Origin of the sequence: Nocardia sp. CA-084685 (genome assembly GCF_050955785.1) — a bacterium.
Classification (GTDB): domain Bacteria; phylum Actinomycetota; class Actinomycetes; order Mycobacteriales; family Mycobacteriaceae; genus Nocardia.
This window is the reverse complement of the sequence record NZ_CP192094.1, coordinates 8,864,995-8,889,159: the sequence shown is the minus strand read 5'-3', so window position 1 is coordinate 8,889,159 and position 24,165 is coordinate 8,864,995. Positions and strand designations below refer to the sequence as shown.

At 64.8% G+C, this 24,165-nt stretch carries 27 protein-coding genes; 13 read left to right on the top strand and 14 right to left on the bottom strand.

Features of this window, described 5'->3' with window-relative positions; all coding sequences use genetic code 11:
* Window positions 1–73: 73 nt before the first annotated feature.
* Window positions 74–1,210: an epoxide hydrolase family protein gene (locus ACQP2U_RS39095; protein ID WP_433712191.1), complete on the bottom strand. Its 1,137-nt coding sequence runs from the start codon at window positions 1,208–1,210 to the stop codon at window positions 74–76.
* Between the two features lie 85 nt (window positions 1,211–1,295).
* On the opposite strand from ACQP2U_RS39095, the gene ACQP2U_RS39090 reads away from it, so the two are divergent.
* On the top strand, window positions 1,296–1,943 hold the full coding sequence (locus ACQP2U_RS39090) for a TetR/AcrR family transcriptional regulator (protein WP_433712190.1): 648 nt from the start codon (window positions 1,296–1,298) through the stop codon (window positions 1,941–1,943).
* Between the two features lie 185 nt (window positions 1,944–2,128).
* On the opposite strand, the gene ACQP2U_RS39085 is transcribed toward ACQP2U_RS39090, so the two are convergent.
* The 4 genes from ACQP2U_RS39085 to ACQP2U_RS39070 all read right to left on the bottom strand — a co-directional run bounded on the left by ACQP2U_RS39085 (window position 2,129) and on the right by ACQP2U_RS39070 (window position 6,246).
* Complete coding sequence (locus tag ACQP2U_RS39085) at window positions 2,129–3,634, bottom strand: SH3 domain-containing protein (RefSeq protein WP_433712188.1); 1,506 nt, start codon at window positions 3,632–3,634, stop codon at window positions 2,129–2,131.
* Complete coding sequence (locus tag ACQP2U_RS39080; protein WP_433712187.1) at window positions 3,628–3,864, bottom strand: hypothetical protein; 237 nt, start codon at window positions 3,862–3,864, stop codon at window positions 3,628–3,630. Before ACQP2U_RS39080 ends, ACQP2U_RS39085 begins: the two co-directional genes overlap by 7 nt.
* A 264-nt stretch (window positions 3,865–4,128) precedes the next feature.
* Entirely contained in the window at window positions 4,129–4,920 is a 792-nt protein-coding gene (locus ACQP2U_RS39075) for a thioesterase family protein (protein WP_433712186.1), read from the bottom strand.
* A gap of 81 nt (window positions 4,921–5,001) precedes the next feature.
* A complete protein-coding gene (locus tag ACQP2U_RS39070) occupies window positions 5,002–6,246 on the bottom strand; it encodes a KasA/KasB family beta-ketoacyl-ACP synthase (protein WP_433712185.1) in 1,245 nt (414 codons plus the stop codon).
* A 39-nt stretch (window positions 6,247–6,285) separates the two neighbouring features.
* Between ACQP2U_RS39070 and ACQP2U_RS39065 the strand changes: the two genes are divergently transcribed.
* Window positions 6,286–6,843 carry a TetR/AcrR family transcriptional regulator gene (locus tag ACQP2U_RS39065; protein WP_433712184.1) on the top strand — a complete coding sequence of 186 codons (558 nt, stop codon included), beginning with the start codon at window positions 6,286–6,288 and terminating at the stop codon, window positions 6,841–6,843.
* Window positions 6,844–6,971: 128 nt separating this feature from the next.
* On the opposite strand, the gene ACQP2U_RS39060 is transcribed toward ACQP2U_RS39065, so the two are convergent.
* Window positions 6,972–7,448, bottom strand: coding sequence for a DUF1772 domain-containing protein (locus ACQP2U_RS39060; RefSeq protein WP_433712183.1), 477 nt, complete (start codon window positions 7,446–7,448; stop codon window positions 6,972–6,974).
* 504 nt (window positions 7,449–7,952) lie between these two features.
* Window positions 7,953–8,522 carry a TetR/AcrR family transcriptional regulator gene (locus tag ACQP2U_RS39055; RefSeq protein WP_433712182.1) on the bottom strand — a complete coding sequence of 190 codons (570 nt, stop codon included), beginning with the start codon at window positions 8,520–8,522 and terminating at the stop codon, window positions 7,953–7,955.
* A gap of 128 nt (window positions 8,523–8,650) precedes the next feature.
* On the opposite strand from ACQP2U_RS39055, the gene ACQP2U_RS39050 reads away from it, so the two are divergent.
* A complete protein-coding gene (locus ACQP2U_RS39050; protein ID WP_433712181.1) occupies window positions 8,651–10,120 on the top strand; it encodes an MDR family MFS transporter in 1,470 nt (489 codons plus the stop codon).
* Between the two features lie 48 nt (window positions 10,121–10,168).
* Here the strand turns inward: ACQP2U_RS39050 and ACQP2U_RS39045 are convergent, their stop codons facing one another.
* Window positions 10,169–10,630 (bottom strand): MarR family winged helix-turn-helix transcriptional regulator, encoded by a 462-nt coding sequence (locus ACQP2U_RS39045; protein ID WP_433712180.1) that lies wholly within the window; start codon window positions 10,628–10,630, stop codon window positions 10,169–10,171.
* 58 nt (window positions 10,631–10,688) lie between these two features.
* Between ACQP2U_RS39045 and ACQP2U_RS39040 the strand changes: the two genes are divergently transcribed.
* From ACQP2U_RS39040 to ACQP2U_RS39025, 4 genes are all read left to right on the top strand, one after another.
* Window positions 10,689–11,096 (top strand): VOC family protein, encoded by a 408-nt coding sequence (locus ACQP2U_RS39040; RefSeq protein ID WP_433712179.1) that lies wholly within the window; start codon window positions 10,689–10,691, stop codon window positions 11,094–11,096.
* 67 nt (window positions 11,097–11,163) lie between these two features.
* Window positions 11,164–11,646 (top strand): VOC family protein, encoded by a 483-nt coding sequence (locus ACQP2U_RS39035; RefSeq protein WP_433712178.1) that lies wholly within the window; start codon window positions 11,164–11,166, stop codon window positions 11,644–11,646.
* Between the two features lie 218 nt (window positions 11,647–11,864).
* Window positions 11,865–13,490, top strand: coding sequence for a phosphomethylpyrimidine synthase ThiC (thiC, locus tag ACQP2U_RS39030; RefSeq protein ID WP_433712176.1), 1,626 nt, complete (start codon window positions 11,865–11,867; stop codon window positions 13,488–13,490).
* Between the two features lie 187 nt (window positions 13,491–13,677).
* Window positions 13,678–14,367: a TetR/AcrR family transcriptional regulator gene (locus ACQP2U_RS39025; RefSeq protein WP_433712175.1), complete on the top strand. Its 690-nt coding sequence runs from the start codon at window positions 13,678–13,680 to the stop codon at window positions 14,365–14,367.
* A gap of 93 nt (window positions 14,368–14,460) precedes the next feature.
* On the opposite strand, the gene fahA is transcribed toward ACQP2U_RS39025, so the two are convergent.
* The 3 genes from fahA to ACQP2U_RS39010 all read right to left on the bottom strand — a co-directional run bounded on the left by fahA (window position 14,461) and on the right by ACQP2U_RS39010 (window position 17,646).
* Entirely contained in the window at window positions 14,461–15,633 is a 1,173-nt protein-coding gene (gene fahA / locus ACQP2U_RS39020; RefSeq protein WP_433712174.1) for a fumarylacetoacetase, read from the bottom strand.
* The gene (locus ACQP2U_RS39015; RefSeq protein WP_433712173.1) at window positions 15,630–16,883 is read right to left on the bottom strand and encodes a homogentisate 1,2-dioxygenase; all 1,254 of its coding nucleotides are present in this window, start codon (window positions 16,881–16,883) and stop codon (window positions 15,630–15,632) included. The genes fahA and ACQP2U_RS39015 overlap by 4 nt, the downstream gene beginning before the upstream one ends.
* A 136-nt stretch (window positions 16,884–17,019) precedes the next feature.
* Window positions 17,020–17,646, bottom strand: a complete 627-nt coding sequence (locus ACQP2U_RS39010) for a TetR/AcrR family transcriptional regulator (protein WP_397033771.1) — start codon at window positions 17,644–17,646, stop codon at window positions 17,020–17,022.
* Between the two features lie 159 nt (window positions 17,647–17,805).
* On the opposite strand from ACQP2U_RS39010, the gene ACQP2U_RS39005 reads away from it, so the two are divergent.
* A complete protein-coding gene (locus ACQP2U_RS39005; RefSeq protein ID WP_433712172.1) occupies window positions 17,806–18,078 on the top strand; it encodes a type II toxin-antitoxin system Phd/YefM family antitoxin in 273 nt (90 codons plus the stop codon).
* Entirely contained in the window at window positions 18,075–18,332 is a 258-nt protein-coding gene (locus ACQP2U_RS39000) for a Txe/YoeB family addiction module toxin (RefSeq protein WP_433712171.1), read from the top strand. The genes ACQP2U_RS39005 and ACQP2U_RS39000 overlap by 4 nt, the downstream gene beginning before the upstream one ends.
* A gap of 15 nt (window positions 18,333–18,347) precedes the next feature.
* On the opposite strand, the gene ACQP2U_RS38995 is transcribed toward ACQP2U_RS39000, so the two are convergent.
* The 3 genes from ACQP2U_RS38995 to ACQP2U_RS38985 are packed head-to-tail and all read right to left on the bottom strand — an operon-like array spanning window position 18,348 to window position 20,791.
* Window positions 18,348–19,163 (bottom strand): exodeoxyribonuclease III, encoded by an 816-nt coding sequence (locus ACQP2U_RS38995; protein ID WP_433712170.1) that lies wholly within the window; start codon window positions 19,161–19,163, stop codon window positions 18,348–18,350.
* Between the two features lie 55 nt (window positions 19,164–19,218).
* Window positions 19,219–20,208, bottom strand: a complete 990-nt coding sequence (locus ACQP2U_RS38990; protein WP_433712169.1) for an N-acetylglutamate synthase, CG3035 family — start codon at window positions 20,206–20,208, stop codon at window positions 19,219–19,221.
* Window positions 20,201–20,791, bottom strand: coding sequence for a peptide deformylase (locus ACQP2U_RS38985; protein WP_397033764.1), 591 nt, complete (start codon window positions 20,789–20,791; stop codon window positions 20,201–20,203). The genes ACQP2U_RS38990 and ACQP2U_RS38985 overlap by 8 nt, the downstream gene beginning before the upstream one ends.
* Before the next feature lie 186 nt (window positions 20,792–20,977).
* Here ACQP2U_RS38985 and ACQP2U_RS38980 point away from each other — a divergent pair, with 186 nt between their 5' ends.
* The 4 genes from ACQP2U_RS38980 (at window position 20,978) to ACQP2U_RS38965 (ending at window position 24,019) form a co-directional block, all read left to right on the top strand.
* The gene (locus ACQP2U_RS38980) at window positions 20,978–21,337 is read left to right on the top strand and encodes a DUF3263 domain-containing protein (RefSeq protein ID WP_433712167.1); all 360 of its coding nucleotides are present in this window, start codon (window positions 20,978–20,980) and stop codon (window positions 21,335–21,337) included.
* Window positions 21,338–21,484: 147 nt separating this feature from the next.
* Window positions 21,485–22,042: a LytR C-terminal domain-containing protein gene (locus ACQP2U_RS38975; protein WP_433712166.1), complete on the top strand. Its 558-nt coding sequence runs from the start codon at window positions 21,485–21,487 to the stop codon at window positions 22,040–22,042.
* Window positions 22,043–22,173: 131 nt separating this feature from the next.
* Complete coding sequence (sodC, locus tag ACQP2U_RS38970) at window positions 22,174–22,860, top strand: superoxide dismutase[Cu-Zn] (protein ID WP_433712164.1); 687 nt, start codon at window positions 22,174–22,176, stop codon at window positions 22,858–22,860.
* A 13-nt stretch (window positions 22,861–22,873) separates the two neighbouring features.
* Window positions 22,874–24,019, top strand: coding sequence for a glutamate--cysteine ligase (locus ACQP2U_RS38965; protein ID WP_397033757.1), 1,146 nt, complete (start codon window positions 22,874–22,876; stop codon window positions 24,017–24,019).
* Window positions 24,020–24,165 lie beyond the last annotated feature (146 nt).

Here is a 24,165-nt window from a genome sequence, read left to right as displayed (position 1 = left end):
AGAGGGTCTACGCCGGAAACCGCGGAGCGGCTGGCGTCCGGAAGCGGGATGCCAGCCGTCGCGCAGCGTTCAGTCAGCCGAGCTTGGCGAAGAATTGCCGGATATCAGCGACGATCACCTGCGGTGCCTCATGTGCGGCGTAATGCCCGGCGGCATCGTTCGGGCCGCCTTGGGCGGAGCCGACGTTGTAGGAATTCCAGCTGACGATGTTGCTGTGATCGCGCTCGGCGAACCGGCGGATCGACTGGAAATCGCCCTTGAACATCGCCAAGCCGGTCGGCACCGTGGTCGGCCCACTCGGCTGCTGCGCGGTGTGCGCATTCTCGTAGTAGAACCGCAACGACGACCCGGCCGTACCGGTCAGCCAGTAGATGGCCACATTGCCGATCACGAATTCCTCGTCGAGGCTCTCGCCGAACAACTGCGCGTTCCAGCCGAGCAACCCGACCGGCGAATCGGCCAGCGCGAACGCCAGCGTCTGCGGCTGCTGGCTGTGCAAGGTATTGAAGGCCATCTTGTTCTCGTGGAACCACTGCAGGTGCTGCAGCGCCGCCATATCGTCCTCGGACAGCCCGTCGAACTCCGCTGGATCGCCGGATGGGAACGAAAAGAGCTGCGTCACATGGACTCCGACCACGTGATCGCAATCCAGCCGCCCGATCTCCGGTGACACCATCGAGCCACCGTCGTTGCCGATGGCGCCGTAGCGCTCGTAGCCCAAGCGGCTCATCAGCTCCGCCCAAGCCGCGGCGGTGCGGACTGTGCCCCATCCGGTGCTGCGGGTCGGACCGGAGAATCCGAATCCCGGCAGCGATGGGATGACCAGGTGGAAGGCGGGATCGTCGGCCGATTCCGGTTCGGTCAGTGGCGCGATGACATCGAGGTATTCGAGCACCGAACCCGGCCAGCCGTGGGTGAGGATCACTGGCAGCGCATCCGGCCGGGAGGACCTGACGTGCAGGAAGTGGATATCTTCGCCATCGATCTCGGTGGTGAACTGCGGGTAGGAGTTCAGCTTCGCCTCCAGAGTGCGCCAGTCGAAGTGTTCCAGCCAGTACGCGGCGAGATTGCGCACCCGCTCGTTCGGAACGCCATACGCGTCGCCGACGCCGGGCAACTCGTTCGGGTAGAGGGCTCGGGACAGCCGGTCGGTCAAGTCATCGAGCTGAGCTTGCGGAACGTCGATGGTGAAGGGGGTGATGGCGTTCATTTCGACTCCTTGTGAAACGGAATGCTTCGTTCTGTTTGAACAGTATCAGAACGGATCATTCCGTTTCAAGTGCTAATCTGAACTCATGCCGAAGACATCCGATGCCCCAGCTCAGAAGGGTCTGCCCGGGCGCAAGGCGCAGGCCGCCCGCAATGACGGGCTCATCCTCGAGGCCGCCCGCGCGGTCTTCCTCGCCGATGCCAATGCCCCCATCGCCGCCGTCGCCGAGCGCGCGGGAGTAGGGATCAGCGCCCTCTATCGCCGCTATCCGAGCAAGGAGGTGCTGCTGCGTACCCTCTGCCACCAGGGCCTGCGCCGCTACAACGCCGAAGCCGATGCCGCACTGGAGGATTCGGATGGCTGGCGTGGTCTGGTCGGATTCCTGGAGCGGGTAGTCGACGCGGATGTGCACTCACTGACCGTGCATCTGGCAGGCACGTTCACGCCGGACGATTCGATGCTGCCGGACGTCACGCATTCGGGTGAAGTCACCGAGGAACTGGTGCGGCGCGCACACGCCTCCGGTCGGCTGCGCGCGGATGCCAATGCCAACGACCTCGGTCTCGTGCTGGAATCCTGCGCGGCAATCGCCATGCCGGACCAAGTCCGAACCGCGGAACTGCGGAGGCGAGTGCTCGCCATGCTGATCGCGGGGCTCTCGGGAAAAGGTGAACTGCCGGGCCCGCCGCCCGAGTTGGGCGAATTCGCATGGCGGTGGAAACCGCGCAAGTAGGCCGATGCGTGGGGTCGTCGCGTGCGGTCCGCACAGTGATCGGTGCGAATCTCAGGCTTGTGACCGGCCCGCTCGCCAATGTCGGGTTCTGCTTCTTTACCGATCCGGGCGGCAATGGCGGGGCCATGCAAGAGATTTCGACGGCTCTGGTTCCCGAGAGCTATGCCATGCTCGTGACCGGGACCTCAGTCGCGCTTGTTGCCGGTGGATGTCCGGGCTGCGTCGGGCCGTGCGAGAGGTTGGATCGCGCGGCCGTCCACCCATGCGGTCCAGCCGTTATTGCAGGCGATATGCGCCCAGTCCCCGGCGCGGCCGAGGATCTGGAGTTCGACGCCCGGATCGATGCTGGTGAGCGGGCCGAGGCTCGGATCGGGCGCGGCCCACGCGTCCAATCCGCCGTCGGGTACCAGGTGGGTCGGATACCAGGGGGCGGCGAGAGGTTCGATGGCGCGGCCGTCGACCCATGCGGTCCAGCCGTTGTTGCAGGCGATATGCGCCCAGTCGCCGGAGCGCTCGAGGATCTGGAGTTCGACGCGCGGATCGATGCGGGCGACGGGCGGCCGGGTCGAGTCGGGAGTGGCCCATGCGGGCATGCCGTGGTCGGGTACCTGATGGGTCGGATGAAATGCCGGTGTGCCGCCGCGCTCGACCACCGGCACGACTTCCGTGGGTACGGCGGAGGCGTCTAATGCCGGTATGCCACCGGTGAATGGCTTGACCACGGCGGGATCCAGCACATCGCGCACCAGACGGAGCGCGACTTCCGTTGTGGTCTCGAACAATTCGGCACGTGGGTTGCGCGCCGTCAGCTCGCGCCAGCAGGCGAACCGGGTCGAGAACGTGGAACGGAACACCGTGAAATCGGCGAGTGCGTCCTGTTTCCTTGCCGCACCTGTCATTACGGCGATTCTTCCGGTCGTCAACAGTTGACCGAACGACCGCGCCGCCGCGGTCCCGGCGTCGGTGAATCGGTAGCTACCGAGCGCCGCCAGTCGAACAAGGCCCAGCGACGCCAGCCGTGCCAGTCCCTCCGGCATCCGACCGGCCGCCGCCGCGAGTGATACCGGTGTGGTGCGCTGGGCTGCGGACAAGGCCCACCGAGTGTCGCCGGCGGCCAGCCCCTTGGCGAGTTGCTCCTCCAGTTCGAGCGCCCGCAGCTCGAGCGGTCCGGGCGCGACGTTTCGACGCAGGACTCCGGCCAGGCGGGCCTCCTGTGCCGCATCGGCGGCGGCGAGCAGTGCGGCGAATGTGATGAGATCGAGGTCGATCGGCGGTGATGCGAATCCGGGGCCGTATGAGCTGAGATCGAGGAGTTGGTCGATCAGCATGGTGGCCTGGGTGAGCGTGGGCACGACGGTGAAATCGAAGCCCTCGTCGCCGCTCCCGGCCTGCATGACGAAGGTGTCGTCTTCATCCCCGCGCAGCACCAGCGCCGCTGTCCAGTCGTCCTGCCCGACGTGGTTGGCGGTGATGGCGGTGGTGTGGGCGGGATCGGCGGCGATCCGCAGTGCTCCCGTCGCGGGTCCGGTGAGTCGGCCGTCCGCTTCGAGCAGTCCGGTGTCCCGCAGCGCCGCCACCGGGTCCTCCGGCGGGGTGGTCAGCGGCAGTCCGGACCGCGGTCCCGGCGTCAGCCCAGCGATGGACAAGGCCGCGGCGAGTTGGTCCGGGGCCAGTCGGAAGCGCATCAACATCGTCGACTCCTTCCCGCGCCCGAGCCGCTGCGCGAAAGCGGCTCGGTGGGCGTGCACACCGCACCGACCTGGATGCGCCGGATGCCGCGGCGGCCGAAGAAGCCCAGGCACGGGCCGTCGCGCACATCCGTCTGTAGCCGCAACGCCCGGTCGCTCCAGGCCAGCAGCGGCGCGACCGGAACCAGGCCGAGCAGGGCGCAAAATTCAGCAAGACCCGGACCGCGAACCATTGCGCGAGTGGTATCGGTCGCCGGGCCCGGTGTCCGCGGTGCGCGGCCTGCTGCCGGGTGTCCAGTCATCAGAGTTTTCGGGTCGACCGAATCACATTCATGGTTTCACATGCGGCGATTGCTCAGCAACAGGCCGACCGATGGTCTCGACCCGCGAAGTTCGGACCGTGTTTTCCGTTTCGATCCGGAATGTCGCGCAACTCGGTCCGACCGCCAGGCGTCCGGCCGGTGCGGCAATTTTCGATCGCGTGGGTGGAAGCCGAGCTAGCGCGGTCCCAGGAACAGCGTTTGGGTGCTTCGGCCGAGCGGGCCCTTTTCATCGAAGAGCGACGACTCCGCCAGGCCGATGCCGTGCGGTTGGGGATAGGTGGCGGCATCCAGGCAGACCCATTCACCGACCGGCTGCCGGTGCAGCGTGACCGTGAGATCGGTATTGATGAACAGGTATTGATTCCAATCCAGCACCCGGCTGACACCATTGCCCGAATCCGCCGCGGCGAGGGTGCGTTCCAGCGGACTCGGCGTGGTACCTGCGACGATTGGATATTTCAGACGGATCCAGCAGATCGCCGGGCCGGGATCTTCGAAAGATCCGGAAACGAAGCTGTAGTCGATACCGGTGTGAAATCCGATGGACTGGGTCGACGGAAAGTGGGACGGCGTCGCCTGATCCGGGCCGGGACGGATACCGCTCGGCAGGAACTGTTCGGGGAGTTCGAGCTCCGGCTCGGCGAGTTTGAAGCGCCAGGCATTCGCTCGCATGACGGGTCCGCGATCGGTGGACAGGGTCGCTTCGATCAGCTCCACACTGCGTCCGGGACGGGCTACCCGTGTCGTCGCCATCAGCGGCTCCAACGGAACCGGGCCGAGGATTTCCACCGCGACCCGCCCGATCTGAAATCCGGCCCGTGGCTCACAGCGTTCGATCGCGTGCCCGAGCAGCGCCGATGGGGGTCCGGCATGCTGTGCGTCGGGTGACCACGGACCGCGGGTCAGTTCGGTCGAGACGAACCGATTCGGATTCGCCGGATCTGGGGTGTAGAAGGCATCGGCCACGTCGTTGTCCCGTTCCGCTGGATTGTTCGTACGGTTAACGATTCTGCTACGACGCTACTCGGCGCGGCGATCGGCCGCCCGCTATGCCCGGCCGAAGGCGAGGGCGACATTGTGGCCGCCGAAACCGAACGAGTTGTTGAGTGCGAAATCGATGCGCTGCTCGCGGGGCGCACCCGTTACGATATCGAGGTCGATCTCCAGGTCCCGATTGTCGAGATTCAATGTGGGCGGGACGATTTGGTCACGCAGCGTCAGCATGGTGAGGATCGATTCGAGCGCACCGACCGCCCCGATCGAATGGCCGAGTGCGGATTTGGGTGCGTAGACCGATGCCTGTGGGGTGACCGCGGTGATGGCATTGGCTTCCGATGCGTCCCCGATAGAGGTCGAGGTGGCGTGCGCATTGACGTGCTGAATATCCGAAACCTCCAGTCCGGCAGTGCATATCGCCTTGCGCATCGCGCGCGCCGCACCGATGCCCTCCGGCTCCGACGCGACGATGTGATAGGCGTCCGAAGTGATCCCCGCGCCCAGCACGCGGCCGTGAATTCGCGCCCCGCGCGCCCGCGCATGCCGCTCGGATTCCAGTACCAGCAGTGCTCCCGCCTCACCGAAAACAAACCCGTCGCGATCCCGATCGAATGGCCGCGATGCCCGCTCCGGCTCGTCATTGCGCGTACTCATCGCCCGCATCATGGCGAAACTCGCGATCGGCACCGCATCGATATGCCCCTCGACGCCACCGGCCACCACCACATCCGCCTCACCGGTAGTGATCAACCGCCAGGCGTGCGCGATCGCCTCCGAACCCGATGAACAAGCGGAGACGGGCGCGAAAACTCCTGCCTTGGCCCCGATTTCGAGTCCAACCGTCGCGGCCGGACCATTCGGCATCACCATCGGCACCGACATCGGCGAGACCTTGCGGTAGCCGCCGTCGCGCATCGAATCGACCGCATTGATCAGCGCATCGCCGCCGCCAAGCCCGGTGCCGATGACAACCGCGAGCCGCTCGCCCTCGACCTCGGGTGCGCCCGCATTGCGCCAGACCTGGCGGCCGAGCACCAGCGCCATCTGCTCGACATAGGAGTGGCGGCGCTGTTCGACGCGGGTGAGCTGATCACCCGGCCGTGACTTCAACTTGCCGCCGATGCGGACCGGTAGATCGTATTCGGCCACGAAATCGTCGGCGAGCATGCCGATACCGCTGCACCCGGCGAGCAGTCCGGACCAGGTCGCGTCGATGTCATCGGCGATCGATGTGGTCGCGGCGACCGCGGTGACCACGACGGCCGGGCGAATTTCTGAAGCGATTGTTACAGTCACGATGTCATGAATACCTGTACCAATCGCTACAGTCAACTTATGGCTCGCCCACTCGACCACGCGAAACGCGCCGACCTGCTGGCCGGTGTCGTCGAATACATCGCCGCCCACGGTCTCGGTGACCTATCGCTGCGTCCGCTCGCCGCGGAACTCGGCACCAGTTCGCGCATGCTGATCCACTACTTCAACACCAAGGAAGAACTGCTGGTGCAGGCGCTCACCACGCAGCGCCCGGATATCGCCGCGGTCTTCGCGGGGGTCTGCGATGCGGCTTCGCTGCGCGAAAGGCTCAGCGAATTCTGTGCGGTGAATATCGCCGGGGAGGCCACGACGAGTGTGCGGGTGCTGCTGCAGGTACTGGGGGCCGCTTGTGCGCCGGGTAGTCCCTACGGCGACTATGCGAATGCCGCGATCGCGACGTTCATCGGGACGTTGGCCGATGCGCTGCGTCGGATCGAATCCATCGATGACCCGGAAGCCGTTGCTACGCTGTTGGTTTCGGGTCTGCGCGGCATTATTCAGGATCGGCTGATCACCGGTGATGTCGAGCGCACGGATCGGGCCGCGCGTCGGCTGATCGACCAAATCATCCGATAGGGACCCGTATTTCGGAGCGGCGGGTCGATTCGCTGCTTTGGTAGATCGTATTGATCGGGCAAACGAAAAACCCTGTGTCGGCGGCACATGCGAGGTGTGGCCGACACAGGGTTGTTGATGCCAGCGCGTCAGGCGAGGGCGATCGCGGCGCAGAGTGCGGCGACGGCGATGAACTGCAGCGCCACCCGGCCATTGATCACACTGTTCCACTTGTCTTGCAGCGCACGGGCATTCGCGGGAATGACACCGCTGTGCGCGGCCGCGGTCTGTTGGGTGTTCACCGGCTTCGCGACCCGAACGTAGATTCCGAGCCAGGTCACCAGCGCCAAGACGGCGATGCCCGCCGCGATCGCTGCCGCCGCGTGTCCGCCGATGGCCGCGAGAGCCGTTGCCACGACCGCGGTCACCACACCGCTGATGCCGACGATCGGCATCCGGCGGTCACCGTAGTAGTGACCCCAGCCCGCCGACATGGTCACGGTCCGGTCGTCCAGCTTGTCGTACACCGACCGCGTGATCAGTGCGAAGCAGGCATCGGTGCCGTAGACGACGGCGTTCGCGAGGACCGAGACGATGGCGACGAGCTGGATGAGGGTGGTGATCATGAGCTGTTCCGTTCTCTGATTTAGCGTTGTTAGAGAATCTAGCGACGCTAGAAGACTTAGTCAACCCGTATCGGCATTCCATACGCCGCCGAACCATTCGACTCATTTGCTCGATATTGGCTGAAAGGCTGAGATCAGCGTGCGGCGGCGTTCTCGATGGTGGCGGCGACTTCGCGCAGGGCCCGGCACTTGATTGCGGGTGGGATGCTGCTCGCCCATCGGCGGCGCCGTAGTGATGCCGTGCACGCTCTCGCTGATCCGCAAGGCCGTCATCGACGCCAGAGAATGCGGCCTCGCCATCGGCATCCGGGCGGCGGTCGCCAGCGCGACGTGAGCCCCGAGTCGACCATCTATCCCGTCGTCGCCCTTATGCTCGCGACCTCCGGCCTCGAGACGGTTCGGCGATCATCGCCGCCGCAGCGGTACTGGTCCCCCCGGAAAGCTCCGTACCGGCGGGGCTTCCGAGTGTGGTTGGTGCCCAGGAGATTTCGGGTGGGCTGGAAGTTACTGACCCCAGCCGTTTTCGAGCAGATCGAACAACTCGCGGAACGCGCTCGCCGGATCTTGCCTGGTGCTCGCGACTTTGGCGCTTTCCAGTGCGAAGTGGGCGAGTCCCGCGGCCGCGAGATCGCCCTCCGGTGCGCCGGTCGCCTCGGCGATCGCGGCCGCCAATGCGGATTCGTGCCGCAACAGCATCTGGTGGGCGTACTCGCGCAGCGCGGGCGTGGAGTCTACGAGCTGGTGGAAGGCTACGATTCCGGGATCGTGGTTGCGCGCGGTGCGGGTGCGCATCAGATAGTCGCGCAGCCCGTGGATGACCGATTGTCCAGCGGGCCGGTCACGGACGGCTGCGACCAGATCGGCCTCGATATCCGCGTCCAGGTCGAAGACCAGTGATTCCTTGCTGGGGAAATGCTTGAACAGCGTGCTCAGCGATACATCCGCCGCCTCGGCGACCTCGCGGACGCCGACATTGTCATAGCCGCGTTCGGTGAACAGCTGCATCGCGGCGTCGGCCAGCGCCTGCCGCGTCTGTGCCTTCTTGCGCTCCCTGCGCCCGATCGTCGCGGTCATGCCGCAACTCTACCGGATTAGGCTATCGACACTAAAATCGGAGCAGTTGTACTTTTGTATCGACTATGGTTTTCTGAGGTCCGTCGGCCGCTCCCGAAGCTGCCGAGACTCGAAGGAGGTGAGCGGCGATGTCCGCCGATATGACCGAGACGAACAGCGCGCGACAGATCCGATTGGTACTGGCCGGGGTGCTATTGGCGATGCTGCTGGCAATGTTGGACAACGCGATCGTCGGCACCGCGATGCCGACGATCGTGCGCGAACTGGGCGGACTGTCCCAGGTCGCCTGGGTGGTGACCGCCTACACCCTGCTGTCGGCGATCTCGACGCCGGTGTGGGCGAAACTCGGCGATCTGTACAGTCGAAAAGCCATATTCCTCAGTGCGATTGGCGTATTCCTGATCGGCTCGGTACTGGCGGGCGCATCCTGGTCGATGCCCGCGCTGATCGGATTCCGCGCAGTGCAGGGCCTCGGCGCGGGCGGCATAGCCGTCACGGCATTCGCCGTCATAGGTGCGCTGGTCCCGCCGCGCGAACGCGGAAAATACCAGGGCATGACCGCAACCACGATGGCCGTCGGCACCATCGGCGGACCGCTGCTCGGCGGCGTGATCACCGACGGACTCGACTGGCGCTGGGCCTTCTACATCAATATTCCGCTGGGCCTGGTGGCCTTCGCTTGGTCGTGGTGGCGGCTCGAACTGCCCGTCGTGCGCAGGAAGGTGACCATCGACTACGCGGGCATTCTCGCGCTGACGACCGCGATCGCCGCACTGGTGCTGATCGCGACCTGGGGCGGTGTCGACTACGCCTGGCTCTCGGCGCGGATCATCGGACTGGCCGTGCTCGCGGTCGCCGCCTTGGTCGCATTCCTGGTCATCGAACGTCGGGCTGTCGACCCGGTCATTCCGCTCGGGATCTTCCGCACCCGCAATCTCACTCTGGCGGCGCTGACCGCACTGGTCGGCGGCGTGATCATGTTCGGCTCGGTGCTGTATCTGCCGCTGTTCCAGCAGACGGTGCAGGGCGCCTCGGCCGCGAACTCCGGACTGCTTCTGCTGCCGATGATGATGCCGCTACTGGTGGTCTCGCAGATCGTCGGGAAGCGGATGACCGCGACCGGTAAGTACAAGCTCTTCTTCATCCTCGGCGGGCTGTTCCTCACCGCGGGCGCGCTACTGCTGGCCACCATAGACGCGGAAACTAGTCGGCTGACAACGGGTTTCGCCATGGCGCTGATGGGTACCGGACTCGGCTTCTCGATGCAGTTGTCCACCGCCGTCGCACAGAACAGTGTGGCGATGGCGAATATCGGTGCGGCATCCGGTGCGGTCACGCTGTTCCGTACTCTGGGCGGATCAATCGGGGTCGCGGCATTCGGATCCCTGTTCACCAGGGCGCTCCTGGGGCATGTACCGGCCGAGGGACACGGCTACCTCGCGGCCTTCGCCGCCGGCACTGGATACATCTTCCTGGCTGCCGCCGCGATCTGTGCACTCGGCTTCCTGATCTCCTGGTTCATCGAAGAAGTTCCGTTGCGCGGCAAGGCTCCTGAGTCGGTTGCGATCGACAAGCCCGAAACCAGGGCCGCGGCCTGAAATGATCACCGCGCCTGCCCGATCACGCTGTGATCGGGCAGGCGTGATTCATTCCGACACGGTATCCGGATGTGTGTGCTCGAACAGTCGAAGCAACATGTCCCCCAGCATAATTCGCTCTTCCGGACGGAGCGGGGCGAGAATCTCATCGCGTATTCGTCCCGCCTCTTTGTCGAGGGCTCGCAGCAAAGCCCGACCGGTCTTGGTGATCCGCACCGACATTCGACGACGATCCTCCGGATCGCGTGTGCGCTCGACCTGACCGGCGCTGGCCAATTCGTCGACGATCTTCGCCACATCGCTCGGATGAATATCGAGCCGGATACCCAGATCGCGCTGCGCATGCGGCCCGAAATCGACGAGCGCGGCGAGGACGGCCATATGCCACAGCCGAAGTCCGCGCGCCGCGAGGCATTCGGCGAACCGTCCACGTGCGACCTTGCCCACCTGGGAAAGCAGGTAGGTCTCGAGCCCGAGCAGGCTCGGCGGAAGTGCGCGCGCGGAATCCATGCGACAAATTATAGGCCTGAACCTATGATAGGTCTGCACCTACTAATAAGGAGACAGCATGGACGCCCTGCACCCAAGACTGCTCGTCACCCATTTCGCTGAGTGCTTCGACTTCTACAACGCCGCCCTCCCTGAGCTCATCGGCGCCAAGCTGATCAAAGGCACCTCGTCGGGTCCCTACGCGAACTGGGATGTCGACGACCAAGCGGCACTGGTGCTCTTCGACCGCAGCGCGATGTCCGAAGTCGTCGGCACCACCGACCTGCCCGTCACCGCCGCACCCGCGCAAGATGTCGTGATGTTCGTCTTCCGAGTGCCCGACGTCGACGCGGGCCTGGACCTGTGCCTGCGCAACGGCGCGACCCTCGCCGCGGCCGCGGCCGATCGACCGAACTGGGGTCCCAACCTGCGCTCAGCCCACCTGCGCGATCCGGCAGGTACCCTGATCGAGCTCCAGTCCTACTGACGGGCGATGAATTCCGTCCGCCAGCACCGTCGGCACTAATACAGGCACACCGATCGGGAGGACCACCATGCAGAAGATCGTGACCAACCTCTGGTACGACACCCAGGCCGAGGAGGCCGCCGAGTTCTACTGTTCGCTGTTCGAGGATTCGAAGATCACCAATGTCGTGCCCTACTCCGAGGTGGGTCCGCGCGAAGCCGGGCTCACCATGCTCGTGGATTTCGAACTCAACGGACAGAAGTTCACCGCCATCAACGGCGGCGGCGACTATCACTACACCCACGCCATGTCGCTGCTGGTCAACTGTGACAGCCAGGACGAGGTCGACCGACTCTGGACGGCACTGCTCGCCGACGGCGGCCAGCCGATCGAATGTGGTTGGCTCAACGATAAGTACGGCATTCCCTGGCAGATCTGGCCCGTCGAAGCCGACGCTCTGCTGACCGGTACCGACCGCGCGGCAGCGAACCGCGCCATGCAGGCGATGCTCGGTATGCAGAAGATCGACCTGCAAGGCATGCGCGACGCCCACGAGGGCAAGCTCAGCTGATCTGCGAGGAGCCGACCTCGCGGTATCCGGAGTTGTCGATCGCCTCATCCGATCGCCCGGCGCGGTGCGGACATGGAAAGGTATCGTCGGGCAGGAAAAATTCATACACCAACGGGGGCTCGCACCAGCGGGCTGAGAGGACGGCTAGCCCATTCGGGCGTTCAGGGCTGTCGACCGTATGAACCTGACCGGGTAATGCCGGCGTAGGGAGGATATTCATGGCCACACCTGTCGACTCCGTGACCACTGGTCCGATCGAAGGCAGCGTCAAGCATTACCAACAGGTCGATGACCTGCGCATTCCGGTGCGTCGGATCAATCTGACCAATGGCGAGCACTTCGATGTCTACGACACGTCGGGCCCGTACACCGACGACACGGCGACCATTGATCTGGAGGCCGGTCTACCGAAGCTGCGCGACGGCTGGACCAAGCCCGAGGTCGACGGTCCGCCGACCCAGCTGGCCTGGGCACGCCAGGGCATCATCACCCCCGAGATGCGCTTCATCGCGGCACGCGAGGGCGTGACCCCCGAGCTGGTACGCGACGAGGTCGCCGCGGGGCGCGCGGTCATCCCGGCCAATCACAAGCATCCGGAGCTGGAGCCGACCATTATCGGCAAGAAGTTCCTGGTCAAGATCAATGCCAATATCGGCAACTCGGCTGTGTCCTCCTCGATCGCGGAGGAGGTGGAGAAGATGGTGTGGGCCACCCGCTGGGGTGCGGACACCATCATGGATCTGTCCACCGGCAAGAACATTCACGAGACGCGCGAATGGATCCTGCGCAATTCGCCCGTCCCGGTCGGCACCGTGCCCATCTATCAGGCGCTGGAGAAGGTGAACGGCGATCCGACCGCGCTCACCTGGGAGATCTACCGCGACACCGTAATCGAGCAGTGCGAGCAGGGCGTCGACTATATGACCGTGCACGCCGGTGTGTTGCTGCGCTACGTGCCGTTGACCGCCAAGCGCGTCACCGGCATCGTCTCGCGTGGTGGATCCATCATGGCCGCATGGTGTCTGGCGCATCACCAGGAGTCGTTCCTGTACACCAACTTCGCCGAACTCTGCGAAATCCTGGCGCGCTACGACGTGACCTTCTCCCTCGGCGACGGCCTGCGGCCCGGCTCCATCGCCGATGCCAATGACGAGGCCCAGTTCGCCGAGCTGCGCACTCTCGGTGAGCTGACCAAGATCGCGAAATCGCATGGTGTGCAGGTCATGATCGAGGGTCCGGGTCACGTGCCGATGCACAAGATCGTGGAGAACGTGCGGCTGGAAGAGGAGCTGTGCGAGGAGGCGCCGTTCTATACCCTCGGCCCGCTCGCCACCGATATCGCACCGGCCTACGACCACATCACCTCGGCCATCGGCGCGGCCATCATCGCCCAGGCGGGCACCGCGATGCTCTGCTATGTCACCCCCAAGGAGCACCTGGGTCTGCCCAACCGCGACGACGTCAAGGTCGGAGTGATCACCTACAAGATCGCCGCGCACGCCGCTGACCTTGCCAAGGGCCATCCGCACGCCCAGGACCGCGATAACGAACTGTCCAAGGCGCGGTTCGAATTCCGCTGGCGCGACCAGTTCGCCCTCTCGCTCGATCCGGACACCGCCCGCGAGTACCACGACGAAACCCTCCCCGCCGAACCCGCCAAGACCGCCCACTTCTGCTCGATGTGCGGACCGAAGTTCTGCTCCATGCGCATCTCCGCCGATGTGCGGGAATACGCCGCACGCCAAGGGCTCACCGAGACCGAAGCGCTGCAAGCCGGTATGTCGGAGAAGTCCGCCGAATTCGCCGACCACGGCGCACAGGTGTACCTGCCGGTCGTGTCGTAAAAATGGCGATAGCCCCGGACCAAGGGGTGGTCCGGGGCTTCATTCAGGAAGATACACGAAGAATCCGCCGCTCAGGAGTGGATTCGCACAAATTGATGCCGAGGCAGTGGTGGATCAGCGTCCACGCGGTCCGATCGGGAAACCGAGCGCGCCGAAGGTGGCGTTGAGATCCGACTAAGGTCGAGGTATGACCCGCAGCAAATCCGCCGCGCGGCCCGATCCGACTCCGGCGCGGCGCCGCATCCGTGGCCTCGATGCCGAGCAGCGCAGCGCGCAACGCCGCAGCCAATTGCTCGACGCGGCCACCGAACTATTTGCCGAGCAAAGCTTTTCGGGTACATCGATCGAACAGATCTGTCAGCGCGCGTTCGTCGGGACCAAGGGTTTCTACGACCATTTCGACAGCAAGGAAGCGTGCTACGTCGCGCTGCTCACCCAGATCACCGAGCAGATTCAGCAGCGTGCCATCGAGGCCGCAATCGCGTCCGCCGAACTGCCATGGCCGGAGCGCGCGCAGGCCATTATCGCGGCCTTCGTGCACGCCATTGCCGACGATCCGCGGCTGGCCAAGGTGACATTCGGTGAGGCGGGCGGCATCTCACCGGCGGTCGAGAAGCAACGGCGCAGTAATCGGCGTTGGGCGGCGGCCTTCCTCGATCAGCAGTGGTCGGGCGTGGAGTCGACGGATCCGCAGGCGCAGCGCAGGCGAATTACTGTGGCGCTGGCTACCATTGGGGGCATATTCGAACTCGTCGCCGACTGGCTGCACCATCACGACGATGGCGGCGCTCCCGATCTGGTCGATACGCTCACCGAGGATCTGCAGCGATTCATCGCCGTCGTCGATGCGGGTGTCCGAACGGCCGCCGCGCGCTGAGCCCGCCCGATCCGGCTGTTCGCCGAGCGCAGTCATATGGCGGTCGAATGGGGCGGTGTCCGAAACCTCTGCGAACCAAGGCTCGGCGCGGCGCTAGCGGGCATGCCAGATGCGTCCGCGGACCTCGCCCAGGCCGATGCGTCGCCTATCCGGGCCCGGTGCCGATGCGGTGATGACTACCTCGTCGCCGTCCTCCAGGAAGGTTCGGCGCAGTCCGTTCACCGTGACCGGTTCGGCTCCGCCCCAGGACAATTCGATGAATGAACCGCGCTGGCCCGGCTCCGGTCCGGAGATGGTGCCGGAGGCGTAGAGATCACCTGTGCGAGTGGCGGCGCCATTCGCGGTGAGATGCGCCAGCATCTGCGCCGGTGACCAGTACATCGCGGAATACGGTGGATGCGAGACGGTTTGGCCGTTCCAGTGCACGGCCAGGTCGATATCGAGGCCCCACTTCTGGCCGCTCCGCAGATAGGGCAGTGGTTCGGGTTCTTGCTTCGGCAGCGGTATGCGGGCGTTTTCCAGTGCGACCAGCGGTGTTACCCAGGGTGAGATCGAGGTGGCGAACGACTTGCCGAGAAACGGTCCGAGTGGCTGATACTCCCACGCCTGGATATCGCGCGCGGACCAATCGTTCACCAGCGCGACGCCGAAGACGTGCTCGGCGAACTGGTCGATATCGATGGGTGTGCCGAGTTCGGAGCCGACTCCGACCACGAATCCGAGCTCGGCCTCGACATCGAGGCGTTGCGACGGTCCGAAATCCGGTGTGCCGGAAGGTGTTCGGCGTTGCCCGTGCGGACGCACGATATCGGTGCCGGAGACGACGACCGTGCCAGCACGTCCGTGATATCCGACCGGCAGATGTCGCCAATTCGGCAGCAACGGTTCGGCATCGGGACGGAACATCCTGCCGAGGTTCGTCGCGTGGTCGACACTGGCGTAGAAATCGACGTAATCGCCGATCGTCATCGGTAGCTTGGTGCGCACGTCGTGCAGCGGATGCACTGCCTCCCCGAGAATTTCATCATCGACCAGCTCGCGGATCCGGTCGCGTACCTCCCGCCACCGACGTGGCCCCGCCGCCATGTGTGCATTGAGACTCGGCTCGGCGAATGTCGGATCCGCCAATGCCGCAGCCAGATCGATGACAAGATCGCCGATCCGCACACCGACCCGGAAGTCCTGTCCCTCCGGCGCGAAGACGCCGTAGGGGAGATTGTCCGCACCGAAGAGGGTGTTGTCGGGAACTTCGATGCGGGTCTTCATGCGGGTCCACGCTGGTTCGCGTGCGGGCGCTGATCCGGTTGCCGGTGCGTGTCGGATTGCGGTCCGCGACCGGACCAGGTCCACGCATATCCGGGATCCTCGCAGGCCAGCGCGCCTTCACCGAGTTCGAGCGGTCGGAAGGTGTCGACCATGACCGCGAGTTCATCGAAGAAATCGATGCCGATACTGTGCTCGTACGCGCCCGGCTGCGGGCCGTGCGCATAACCGCCGGGATGTACCGATACCGAACCCTGTCCGATACCGGAACCCCGACGTGCCTCGTAGTTTCCGCCGCAGTAGAACATGATCTCGTCGCTGTCCACATTGGAGTGGTAGTACGGCACCGGAATCGAGAGCGGGTGGTAGTCGACCTTGCGTGGTACGAAATTGCACACCACGAAATTGATCCCCTCGAATGCCTGATGGGCGGGCGGTGGCTGGTGCACTCGGCCGGTGAGCGGTTCGAAATCGGCGATATTGAAGGTGAGCGGATACAGGCAGCCGTCCCAGCCGACCACATCGAACGGATGCGTCGCGTAGATCATCCGCGTGCCGACCACCTGACCGCCCGGGCGATGCTTCACCAGCACTTCGATATCGGTTCCGGTGGCGATCAGCGGTTCCCCCGGGCCGTGTAGATCTCGCTCGCAGTACGGCGAATGTTCCAGCAGCTGACCGAATTTCGAGAGATACCGCTTCGGCGGGGTGATGTGGCTGGACGCTTCGAGCACATACGCGCGCAAGGGTTCCGGGCCGCTCGGTAGCCAGCGGTGGGTGGTCGCGCGCGGAATCAAAACCTGGTCGCCCTGCCGGGCCGGGATGGTGCCGAAGACCGTTTCGACCACGGCCGCACCGGATTCCACGTACACCAGTTCGTCGCCGATGGCATTGCGGTACAGCGGTGCCGCGCCCTTGGCCACCACATAGGAGATCCGCACATCCGCATTGCCGAGCAACAGCCGACGGCCGGTGACGGGATCGGTTCCGGCCGGGGTGTCGCCGGGGAAGAGTTGGTGTAGACGCAGATGTCGATGGCGCAGTGGATGATTCGGGGTGAGGGCCTGGTCCGGTAACTCCCATACCGTCGAATCGACAATGGCGGGCGGTAGACCGCGGTGATACAGCAGGGAGGAATCGCCGGAGAAGCCCTCCTCGCCCATCAGCTCTTCGTAATAGAGCCGTCCCTGATCGTCGCGATGCTGGGTGTGCCGCTTCGGCGGCACCGCTCCCACCTGCCGATAGAACGCCATGACCGCACCTCCGGCTGGACCGCTGGATTCACCTCCATCGTAGTGCCGCCGGTGCCGCTACGGTGGACATTTTGTCGGCCTATCGGCAACTTCTGCGGCATTTCGCCTAGCGATAGGGTGAAGTCCTGAACAATTGTCAGGCGTGACGTAATGCGCGGTACACGGCCGCCCCGACAAAGGCCCCGAGGCTCTGCGCATCCCAACCGCCCTCGTCGGCAAGCAGTGTGCGCACCGCACCCTCACCTGCGGACACCCACAACTCGACAAGCACCGGCAACTTACGCTCGGCATCTTCGGTACCCCAGGCGCGCAGCGTCGGTCGCAGCAGCGTGGTGCAACGCTCGATGGCGAGCCGGCGACCGCGCCCGAACGAATCCGCAACGGCCGGATCGGGATTGCCGTACAGCAGCCGCCAGGCATCCGGTCGCTCGGCCGCCTTCTCCAGCAGTGCGCGGAAACCATCGACGAAAACGGTCTCGCCCGCGTCGACAGCGCGGGGTGGCAGCACTTCGAGCACGCCGCCGACCAGGAAGCTCTCCTCGCGCTGGATGAGCGCCTCGATCAGTTCGACGCGATCCGGGAAACAGGCGTAGACCACCGGCCTGGTCACATTCATCCGCTCGGCGATCGCGGCCATGGTGACCGCCGCGACGCCGTGCTCGACGGCAATCGCCAGTGCGGTATCGAGCACCTGGGGGCGGCGACGCTCCGGACCCAGATGCTGGGCCCGCTGCCGTGGCCGCACCGCCGTCTCGCTAGCCATGCGCACCAAGATATCAGCGTTGCTCGCCAGGTTTGCCCTGGTACCGCGTGTCTTCCCGCCGGGTATTGCCCCGCCGAGGGAACGGTGCGGCCGGTCTACGGTGCACTCTATGTACGTGATGGCGTACATTGATACATACGAACGTTCGAGAGGACCGTCATGCGACCCATCTCCATCACCGAAGCTCGCGCCAATCTGGCTTCTGTCCTGGATTCGGCTACCGAAGATCTGGAAGAGGTCGTCATCACCCGCGCGGGACGAGAGTCTGCGGTCGTGATTTCGCTGCGTGAGTACCAGTCGCTGAAGGAAACCGCGTACCTGCTCGGATCACCAGCTAATGCTCGCCATCTGGAGCGATCGATCGAGCAGTTACGGGCCGGCGAGACCGAACACCATGAACTCGTCGAAACAGACGACGAGGGCATGGAGTGAAGATCTTGTTCACGGCGGATGCCTGGGCCGACTATCTCTGGTGGCAAGCCAACGACAAGGCAACCCTGAGGCGAATCAACAGACTCATCGAGGACATCACCCGCAACGGCTACGACGGTATAGGCAAGCCGGAACCACTGCGGCAGAACCTCGCTGGGTTCTGGTCGCGTCGCATCACATCCGAGCACCGCATTGTGTATGTGATCGAGGATGATACGGCCAAGATTGTCGCCTGCCGCTTCCACTATGAATGAGATCGGTATCAGCGATCAGTCGGTGAATTCGGCGATTACCGGGGCGTGGTCGCTGGGGCCTTTGCCTTTTCGTTCCTCGCGGTCGACCATCGCGTCCTTGGTGCGGGCGGCCAGGGTGGGGGAGGCGAGGATGAAATCGATGCGCATGCCTTCTTTTCGGGGGAAGCGCAGTTGGGTGTAGTCCCAGTAGGTGTAGACGCCGGGGCCGGGGGCGTAGGGGCGCATTACGTCGGCGAAGCCGGTTTCGACGATGGCGTTGAAGGCGTCGCGTTCGGGTTGGGAGACGTGGGTTTTATTGGCGAAGAATTCGACGGACCACACATCGTCGTCGGTCGGAGCGATATTCCAGTCGCCGACCAGGGCGATCTGCGCCTCCGGATGCTCGGCCAGCCATTGGGCGCCGTTGGCGCGCAGGGCGGCAAGCCATTCCAGTTTGTAGGTGTAGTGCGGATCGAGCAGGGTTCGGCCATTGGGGACGTACAGGCTCCAGACCCGGACCCCGCCGCAGGTCGCGCCGAGTGCACGCGATTCCACGATCGGGGCGCTGATCAGCGAGTCGGCCGCATCCTTGTCGAAGCCGGGCTGGTTCGGGAACGCGGCTTCCACATCGTCGAGGCCGATGCGGGAGGCGATGGCGACACCGTTCCACTGGTTCAGCCCGATATGGGCGACCTCATAGCCGAGTTCGTCGAAGCGCTCGAACGGGAACTGGTCGTCGCGACATTTGGTTTCCTGCATCGCGAGCACATCGATGTCCTGGCGGTCGAGGAAGTCCGCGACCCGGTCGAGGCGGGAGCGGATCGAATTGACGTTCCAGGTCGCGAGACGCACGGATGACTTCCTTCGCAATGGGCTATAGGTCTGTTGTACCGCAGCAGGAGTGGGTTCAGCGAGAGCTGTCCGGAGCGGCATAGCGGTAGGTGTGGTGGTCGAGGAAGCCCAGTTCGTGGTACATCGCGATGGCCCCGGTGTTCTCGGCCTCGACTTGGAGATAGGCGTGGGTGGCGCCGCGGTCGAAACCCCAGCGGATCAGTTCCGCGCAGATCAGCGAACCCAGTCCGTGCCTGCGGTGTTCGGCGGCCACCGCGACGCAGCTCAACCCGATCCAGCGACGCCCGTCCGGTGCGGTGGTGAGTGCACCACGACCGATCGCGATGGGCTGCGGCAATCCGAGCGATGCGAAACCCACTTCGCCGTCGTGCACAGCCATCAGCACGTCAACCACCGGTGGCGGCGAAACCGACTGTGTCACAGGGTCTTCGCCACTGTAGCGATGCATCGTCAACCAGGCTTCATCGGGTGCGGGCACAATGCGCACCATCCGCGGGCCCTGGGGCAGTACGAAATTCTCGATATCGATCGCCAACAGCTGAGTTTCGCGCCAACTCCGCCAGCCCGGCGGCAACGTCGCGAGCCGGTCCGGCAGCGCGATCTGCACCGGCAGTCCATGTGCGGTGTACCACTCGCCGATCCGCCGCAGCGTATCCGCGCCCAAGGCCGCCGGGCCATCCGAACTGCCGAGCGGCACAGCGGAATTGGCGCGGTTGGTGTAGCCGTTTCCGGCCCGCAACAGCCAGCCTTCGATCCAACCCTGCTCGATGCCGGGCCACCCGTACGCCGCCGCGGCTTCGAGCGCTCGGATCTCCTTGGTGCGAATCGGCCTCGGCCCCAATGCCTTCATCGCGACCACACGATCCACCGCGACCGCGATGACTTGCCCGTCCGCGGCCCGCACGGTCGGCGGATCCAGCGAAATCAGTTCGCCGATCACATCTGTGAGCGATTGTGGATAACCCGCTGGCAATCGATACCGCAGCACCACACGCCGACCCAGCTGGATATCGGGCAGTGGCGAATCACCCGCAGGATCAGTCATCGTGTCCGAACGGGTCGGGCACGGTACCCGGAATCCAGCTGAGCCCCGGTGTGCCCCAACCGTTTCGCTTGATCGCCTTCTTGGCCGCGCGAGCGTTGCGGCCGATCAGCACATCCACATAGAGGAAACCGTCGAGATGTCCGACCTCGTGCTGCAGCATGCGGGCGAAGAAGCCCTTGCCCTCGATTTCGACCGGTTCGCCGTGCTCATCGGTTCCGGTGACGCGCGCCCATTCGGCCCGGCCGGTGGGGAACTGCTCACCGGGCACCGACAGACAGCCCTCGTCATTGTCATCGGGATCCGGCATGGTCTCCGGAATCTCGGAGGTCTCCAGCACCGGATTGATCACGGCGCCCTTGCGGCGCACGGCCGAACCCTTGGCATCGATATCGGGGCAGTCGTAGACGAACAGCCGCAGGGGCACGCCGACCTGGTTCGCGGCCAGGCCGACGCCGTTGGCGGCATCGAGTGTCTCGTACATATCCGCGATCAGCCCGGCCAGTTCCTCCGGCGTCTTGGTGACCTGCTCGGTCGGATTGTGCAGAACGGGGTCACCGACGATCACGATGGGGAGGATTGCCATGGGGGCAATTATTGCCGATGGGCTCGCACGGGTCGCAGCCGCCGCGATCGCGGGTGGTCACGACGCGCTACCGACCGGTAGCGAACACGCCGTGACGGTGCTGGGGCAATGCCGCGGCCCATGGTTGAATGATCCGCGACCTACAAGCATCATTTTCGTCTGGTGGTTACTCGGCGAGGGAGCAAGATGGACGGCGCAGCGGCTCGGAGTCTTTCCGTGACCCAGGACGGCCCTTCTGCGAGCGAAGATGTCACAGCAGCCCCGCAGGTCGAAGGTGACGGTGACGGTGACGGTGACGGTCTCAGCCGTCGCGAACACGACATCTTGGCCTTCGAACGGCAATGGTGGAAGTACGCCGGGGCTAAAGAAGAGGCCATTCGTGAACTGTTCGGCATGTCGCCGACCAGGTACTACCAGGTTCTCAATGCGGTGGTGGATCGGCCGGAGGCATTGGCCGCAGATCCCATGCTGGTGAAACGGTTGCGCCGACTGCGGGCGAGTAGGCAGAAGGCGCGAGCCGCTCGGAGGCTCGGCTTCCAGGTATGAGGCGCCGCAGTAGAAGCGGAGCCAGCGCAACGACCATAGGGCTCGGATTGCGGATAGGGTCATTGTCGTGAGCGAGCGTCAGCGAGTGAACCGTCAACACAGCGCGCCGTGGCGCACGGCGGAGCCGAGCGCCAGCGAGGCGCGGCCGTGAGCGACCCGAATCCCACCCCCGGTGGGCCGCCGTTGCGCGCGCTGGCGATGGTGTTGATCGCGCTGGCCATCGTTTTCGCCGGGCTCGGCGCTATGTCGTTATCGAGTTCGGACTCCGATACCTCGGGGGCCGGTGATACCTCGAGCACAACGAGTCGGGCCGCCGCCACCACGGCGGTCGCGACGACCAACGCGCCGGTGCAGACCACGAGTTCGGCACTGACCAGTTCGGCGTCGGCCACCACGAAGCCGTCGACCACGCCGGCGACGACCACGGCGAATCGCGCTGTGCCGGTCCATGTTCTGAACAACAGCACCGTAGCTGGACTGGCCGCGCGCACCGCGAGCGAGCTCACCGCCGATGGCTGGAACGTTGCCGAGGTCGGCAACTATCCCGGCCCTAATATCACCAATACGACTGTGTATTACGGCAATAACCCCGGCGAGAAGGAAGCCGCACTGGCCATAGCCGATGAACTGGGCGCGACCGCCGAGCCGCGCCCGGGTGGTTCGGGTTCGGGTTCGGGTGTGACCGTGGTTGTCACGGGTAACTGATCAGTGCGGGGTGCTCGCGACACGGCCCGGTCACGGGTGCGACACGGCGGGCGTGGCATCATCTTGTCCGGTAACGAACGTGTCCACCCAGCTTCACTCGTAAACTCGGTACTCGTAAAGGAGTTCCCCCGATGGCCCCGTCCACAACTCGTCGCCCGTCCTGGCGGACTGTGACCCCGGTGCTCGCTGTCGCGGTCTTCGGCCTCGCCGCCTGCACGAACAGCCAGGAGTCGAGCGACGTCCAGGGAACTACGCCGCCCGTGTGGACCGGTGCGTCCGCCCCGCCGGCCGGCGAATCCGGCACCGAGACCGGTGCCCCGAATGCCAACACGGGAGTGAAGGTCGACCTGAAGGACCCCGCCGGTTCCTCGGTCGCCGTCGCGAATATCACCAAGGACGGCAACCACCTGCAGGTCAGCATCGAGGCGCACGGCCTGCGTCCTGGCTTCCACGGCCTGCACATCCACCAGGTCGGCAAGTGCGAGCCCAATTCGGTCGCACCCACCGGTGGTCCGGCGGGCGACTTCCTGTCGGCCGGTGGTCACCTGCAGGTCGGCAGCGCCAATGCCCATCCGGCCAGCGGTGATCTGACATCGCTCGAGGTCCGTTCCGACGGTACCGCCAAACTGGTCACCACCACCGATGCGGTGACGCTGGACGACATCAAGGGCAAGGCCCTGATGATCCACGCCGATGCCGATAACTTCGGCAATATCCCCAACCGTTATGTCCGCGCCGACGGCGTTGCCGGCCCGGACGACACCACATTGGCGACGGGCGACGCGGGTGGTCGCATCGCCTGCGGTGTAATCCAGTAGCAAGGTCACCGATATGGCCGGACCAGCAATCGCGCGGGTTCCCTTCCCCGGGTCGCCCCGGCCTACCATCGGGATCGAATGGGAGATCGCGCTCGTCGACAAGGTGACTCGCGATCTGTCGAATACCGCTGCGGCCGTATTCGATTCGCTCGGCGAACTACACTCCTACGACGGAACCCAGCAGGTCACCAAGGAGTTGCTGCGCAATACGGTCGAACTCGTCACCGGTGTGCACAACACTGTCGGCGAAGCGGTCGATGAGCTGCGCGGCACCATGGATACCGTGCGCCGCGCCGCCGATCCGCTCGGCGTCGATCTGTTCTGCGCTGGCACCCACCCGTTCGCCCAGTGGTCTGCCCAACAGCTCACGCGCTCACCGCATTACGACGAATTGATCGATCGAACCCAGTGGTGGGGCCGCCAGATGATGATCTGGGGCGTGCACGTGCATGTCGGAGTTTCGCACGCCGAGAAGGTTTTTCCGATCCTCAACTCGCTGCTGCTGTCGTATCCGCACCTGCTCGCGCTATCCGCGTCCTCACCGATGTGGGCGGGTTCCGATACCGGGTATGCCAGCAACCGGACGTTGATGTTCCAGCAGCTGCCCACTGCCGGTCTGCCGTTCCAATTCGAAAACTGGACCCAGTTCGAGCATTTCGTGCACGACGAAATGAAGACCGGAGTCTTCGAGCAACTCGGCGGCATGCACTGGGATATCCGCCCCGCGCCGAAATGGGGCACCATCGAGGTGCGCGTCTGCGATGGGATCTCGACCCGCGCAGAGCTGGCGGCCATGGCCGCGCTCATTCACTGTCTGATCGTCGATCTGGACCAGCGCCTCGAAAACGGTGAGACGCTGCCGACCATCCCGCCGTGGCATGCCCAGGAGAACAAGTGGCGTGCGGCCCGCTACGGCCTCGACGCGATCGTCGTCGTGGACGATGACAGCAATGAGCGGTTGGTCACCGATGATCTGATGGAACTGCTGGGGCGGCTGGAGCCGACCGCCAAGCGGCTCGGCTGTGCGGATGAACTCGCGTTCGTGGCGGAGATCCCGCAGCGCGGCGCGTCCTATCAGCGGCAGCGCAAAGTGGCCGCGAGCACCCAGGGTGATCTGGTCGCGGTGGTCGATGCCCTGGTCAAGGAGTTGAACCAGTAGTTCTGCCTGCTCGAAAGATCGACTGACGTTCAGCTGGTCAGGGGGATGGCGTTCATCCGCCGTTTACTATGGTCGACGTGCTTGTCGAAGATCCGAGTCAAAGAGGTGGCAGCGTCCCCGCGGCGCGAGCGACGGGCCCGGAGGCG

Coding starts and splice junctions, on each gene's coding strand:
- ACQP2U_RS39095 (WP_433712191.1), bottom strand. CDS start 1,210: ATGAACGCCATCACCCCCTTCACCATCGACGTTCCGCAAGCTCAGCTC.
- ACQP2U_RS39090 (WP_433712190.1), top strand. CDS start 1,296: ATGCCGAAGACATCCGATGCCCCAGCTCAGAAGGGTCTGCCCGGGCGC.
- ACQP2U_RS39085 (WP_433712188.1), bottom strand. CDS start 3,634: ATGTTGATGCGCTTCCGACTGGCCCCGGACCAACTCGCCGCGGCCTTG.
- ACQP2U_RS39080 (WP_433712187.1), bottom strand. CDS start 3,864: ATGGTTCGCGGTCCGGGTCTTGCTGAATTTTGCGCCCTGCTCGGCCTG.
- ACQP2U_RS39065 (WP_433712184.1), top strand. CDS start 6,286: ATGGCTCGCCCACTCGACCACGCGAAACGCGCCGACCTGCTGGCCGGT.
- ACQP2U_RS39060 (WP_433712183.1), bottom strand. CDS start 7,448: ATGATCACCACCCTCATCCAGCTCGTCGCCATCGTCTCGGTCCTCGCG.
- ACQP2U_RS39055 (WP_433712182.1), bottom strand. CDS start 8,522: ATGACCGCGACGATCGGGCGCAGGGAGCGCAAGAAGGCACAGACGCGG.
- ACQP2U_RS39050 (WP_433712181.1), top strand. CDS start 8,651: ATGTCCGCCGATATGACCGAGACGAACAGCGCGCGACAGATCCGATTG.
- ACQP2U_RS39045 (WP_433712180.1), bottom strand. CDS start 10,630: ATGGATTCCGCGCGCGCACTTCCGCCGAGCCTGCTCGGGCTCGAGACC.
- ACQP2U_RS39040 (WP_433712179.1), top strand. CDS start 10,689: ATGGACGCCCTGCACCCAAGACTGCTCGTCACCCATTTCGCTGAGTGC.
- ACQP2U_RS39035 (WP_433712178.1), top strand. CDS start 11,164: ATGCAGAAGATCGTGACCAACCTCTGGTACGACACCCAGGCCGAGGAG.
- thiC (WP_433712176.1), top strand. CDS start 11,865: ATGGCCACACCTGTCGACTCCGTGACCACTGGTCCGATCGAAGGCAGC.
- ACQP2U_RS39025 (WP_433712175.1), top strand. CDS start 13,678: ATGACCCGCAGCAAATCCGCCGCGCGGCCCGATCCGACTCCGGCGCGG.
- fahA (WP_433712174.1), bottom strand. CDS start 15,633: ATGAAGACCCGCATCGAAGTTCCCGACAACACCCTCTTCGGTGCGGAC.
- ACQP2U_RS39015 (WP_433712173.1), bottom strand. CDS start 16,883: ATGGCGTTCTATCGGCAGGTGGGAGCGGTGCCGCCGAAGCGGCACACC.
- ACQP2U_RS39010 (WP_397033771.1), bottom strand. CDS start 17,646: ATGGCTAGCGAGACGGCGGTGCGGCCACGGCAGCGGGCCCAGCATCTG.
- ACQP2U_RS39005 (WP_433712172.1), top strand. CDS start 17,806: ATGCGACCCATCTCCATCACCGAAGCTCGCGCCAATCTGGCTTCTGTC.
- ACQP2U_RS38990 (WP_433712169.1), bottom strand. CDS start 20,208: ATGACTGATCCTGCGGGTGATTCGCCACTGCCCGATATCCAGCTGGGT.
- ACQP2U_RS38985 (WP_397033764.1), bottom strand. CDS start 20,791: ATGGCAATCCTCCCCATCGTGATCGTCGGTGACCCCGTTCTGCACAAT.
- ACQP2U_RS38980 (WP_433712167.1), top strand. CDS start 20,978: ATGGACGGCGCAGCGGCTCGGAGTCTTTCCGTGACCCAGGACGGCCCT.
- sodC (WP_433712164.1), top strand. CDS start 22,174: ATGGCCCCGTCCACAACTCGTCGCCCGTCCTGGCGGACTGTGACCCCG.
- ACQP2U_RS38965 (WP_397033757.1), top strand. CDS start 22,874: ATGGCCGGACCAGCAATCGCGCGGGTTCCCTTCCCCGGGTCGCCCCGG.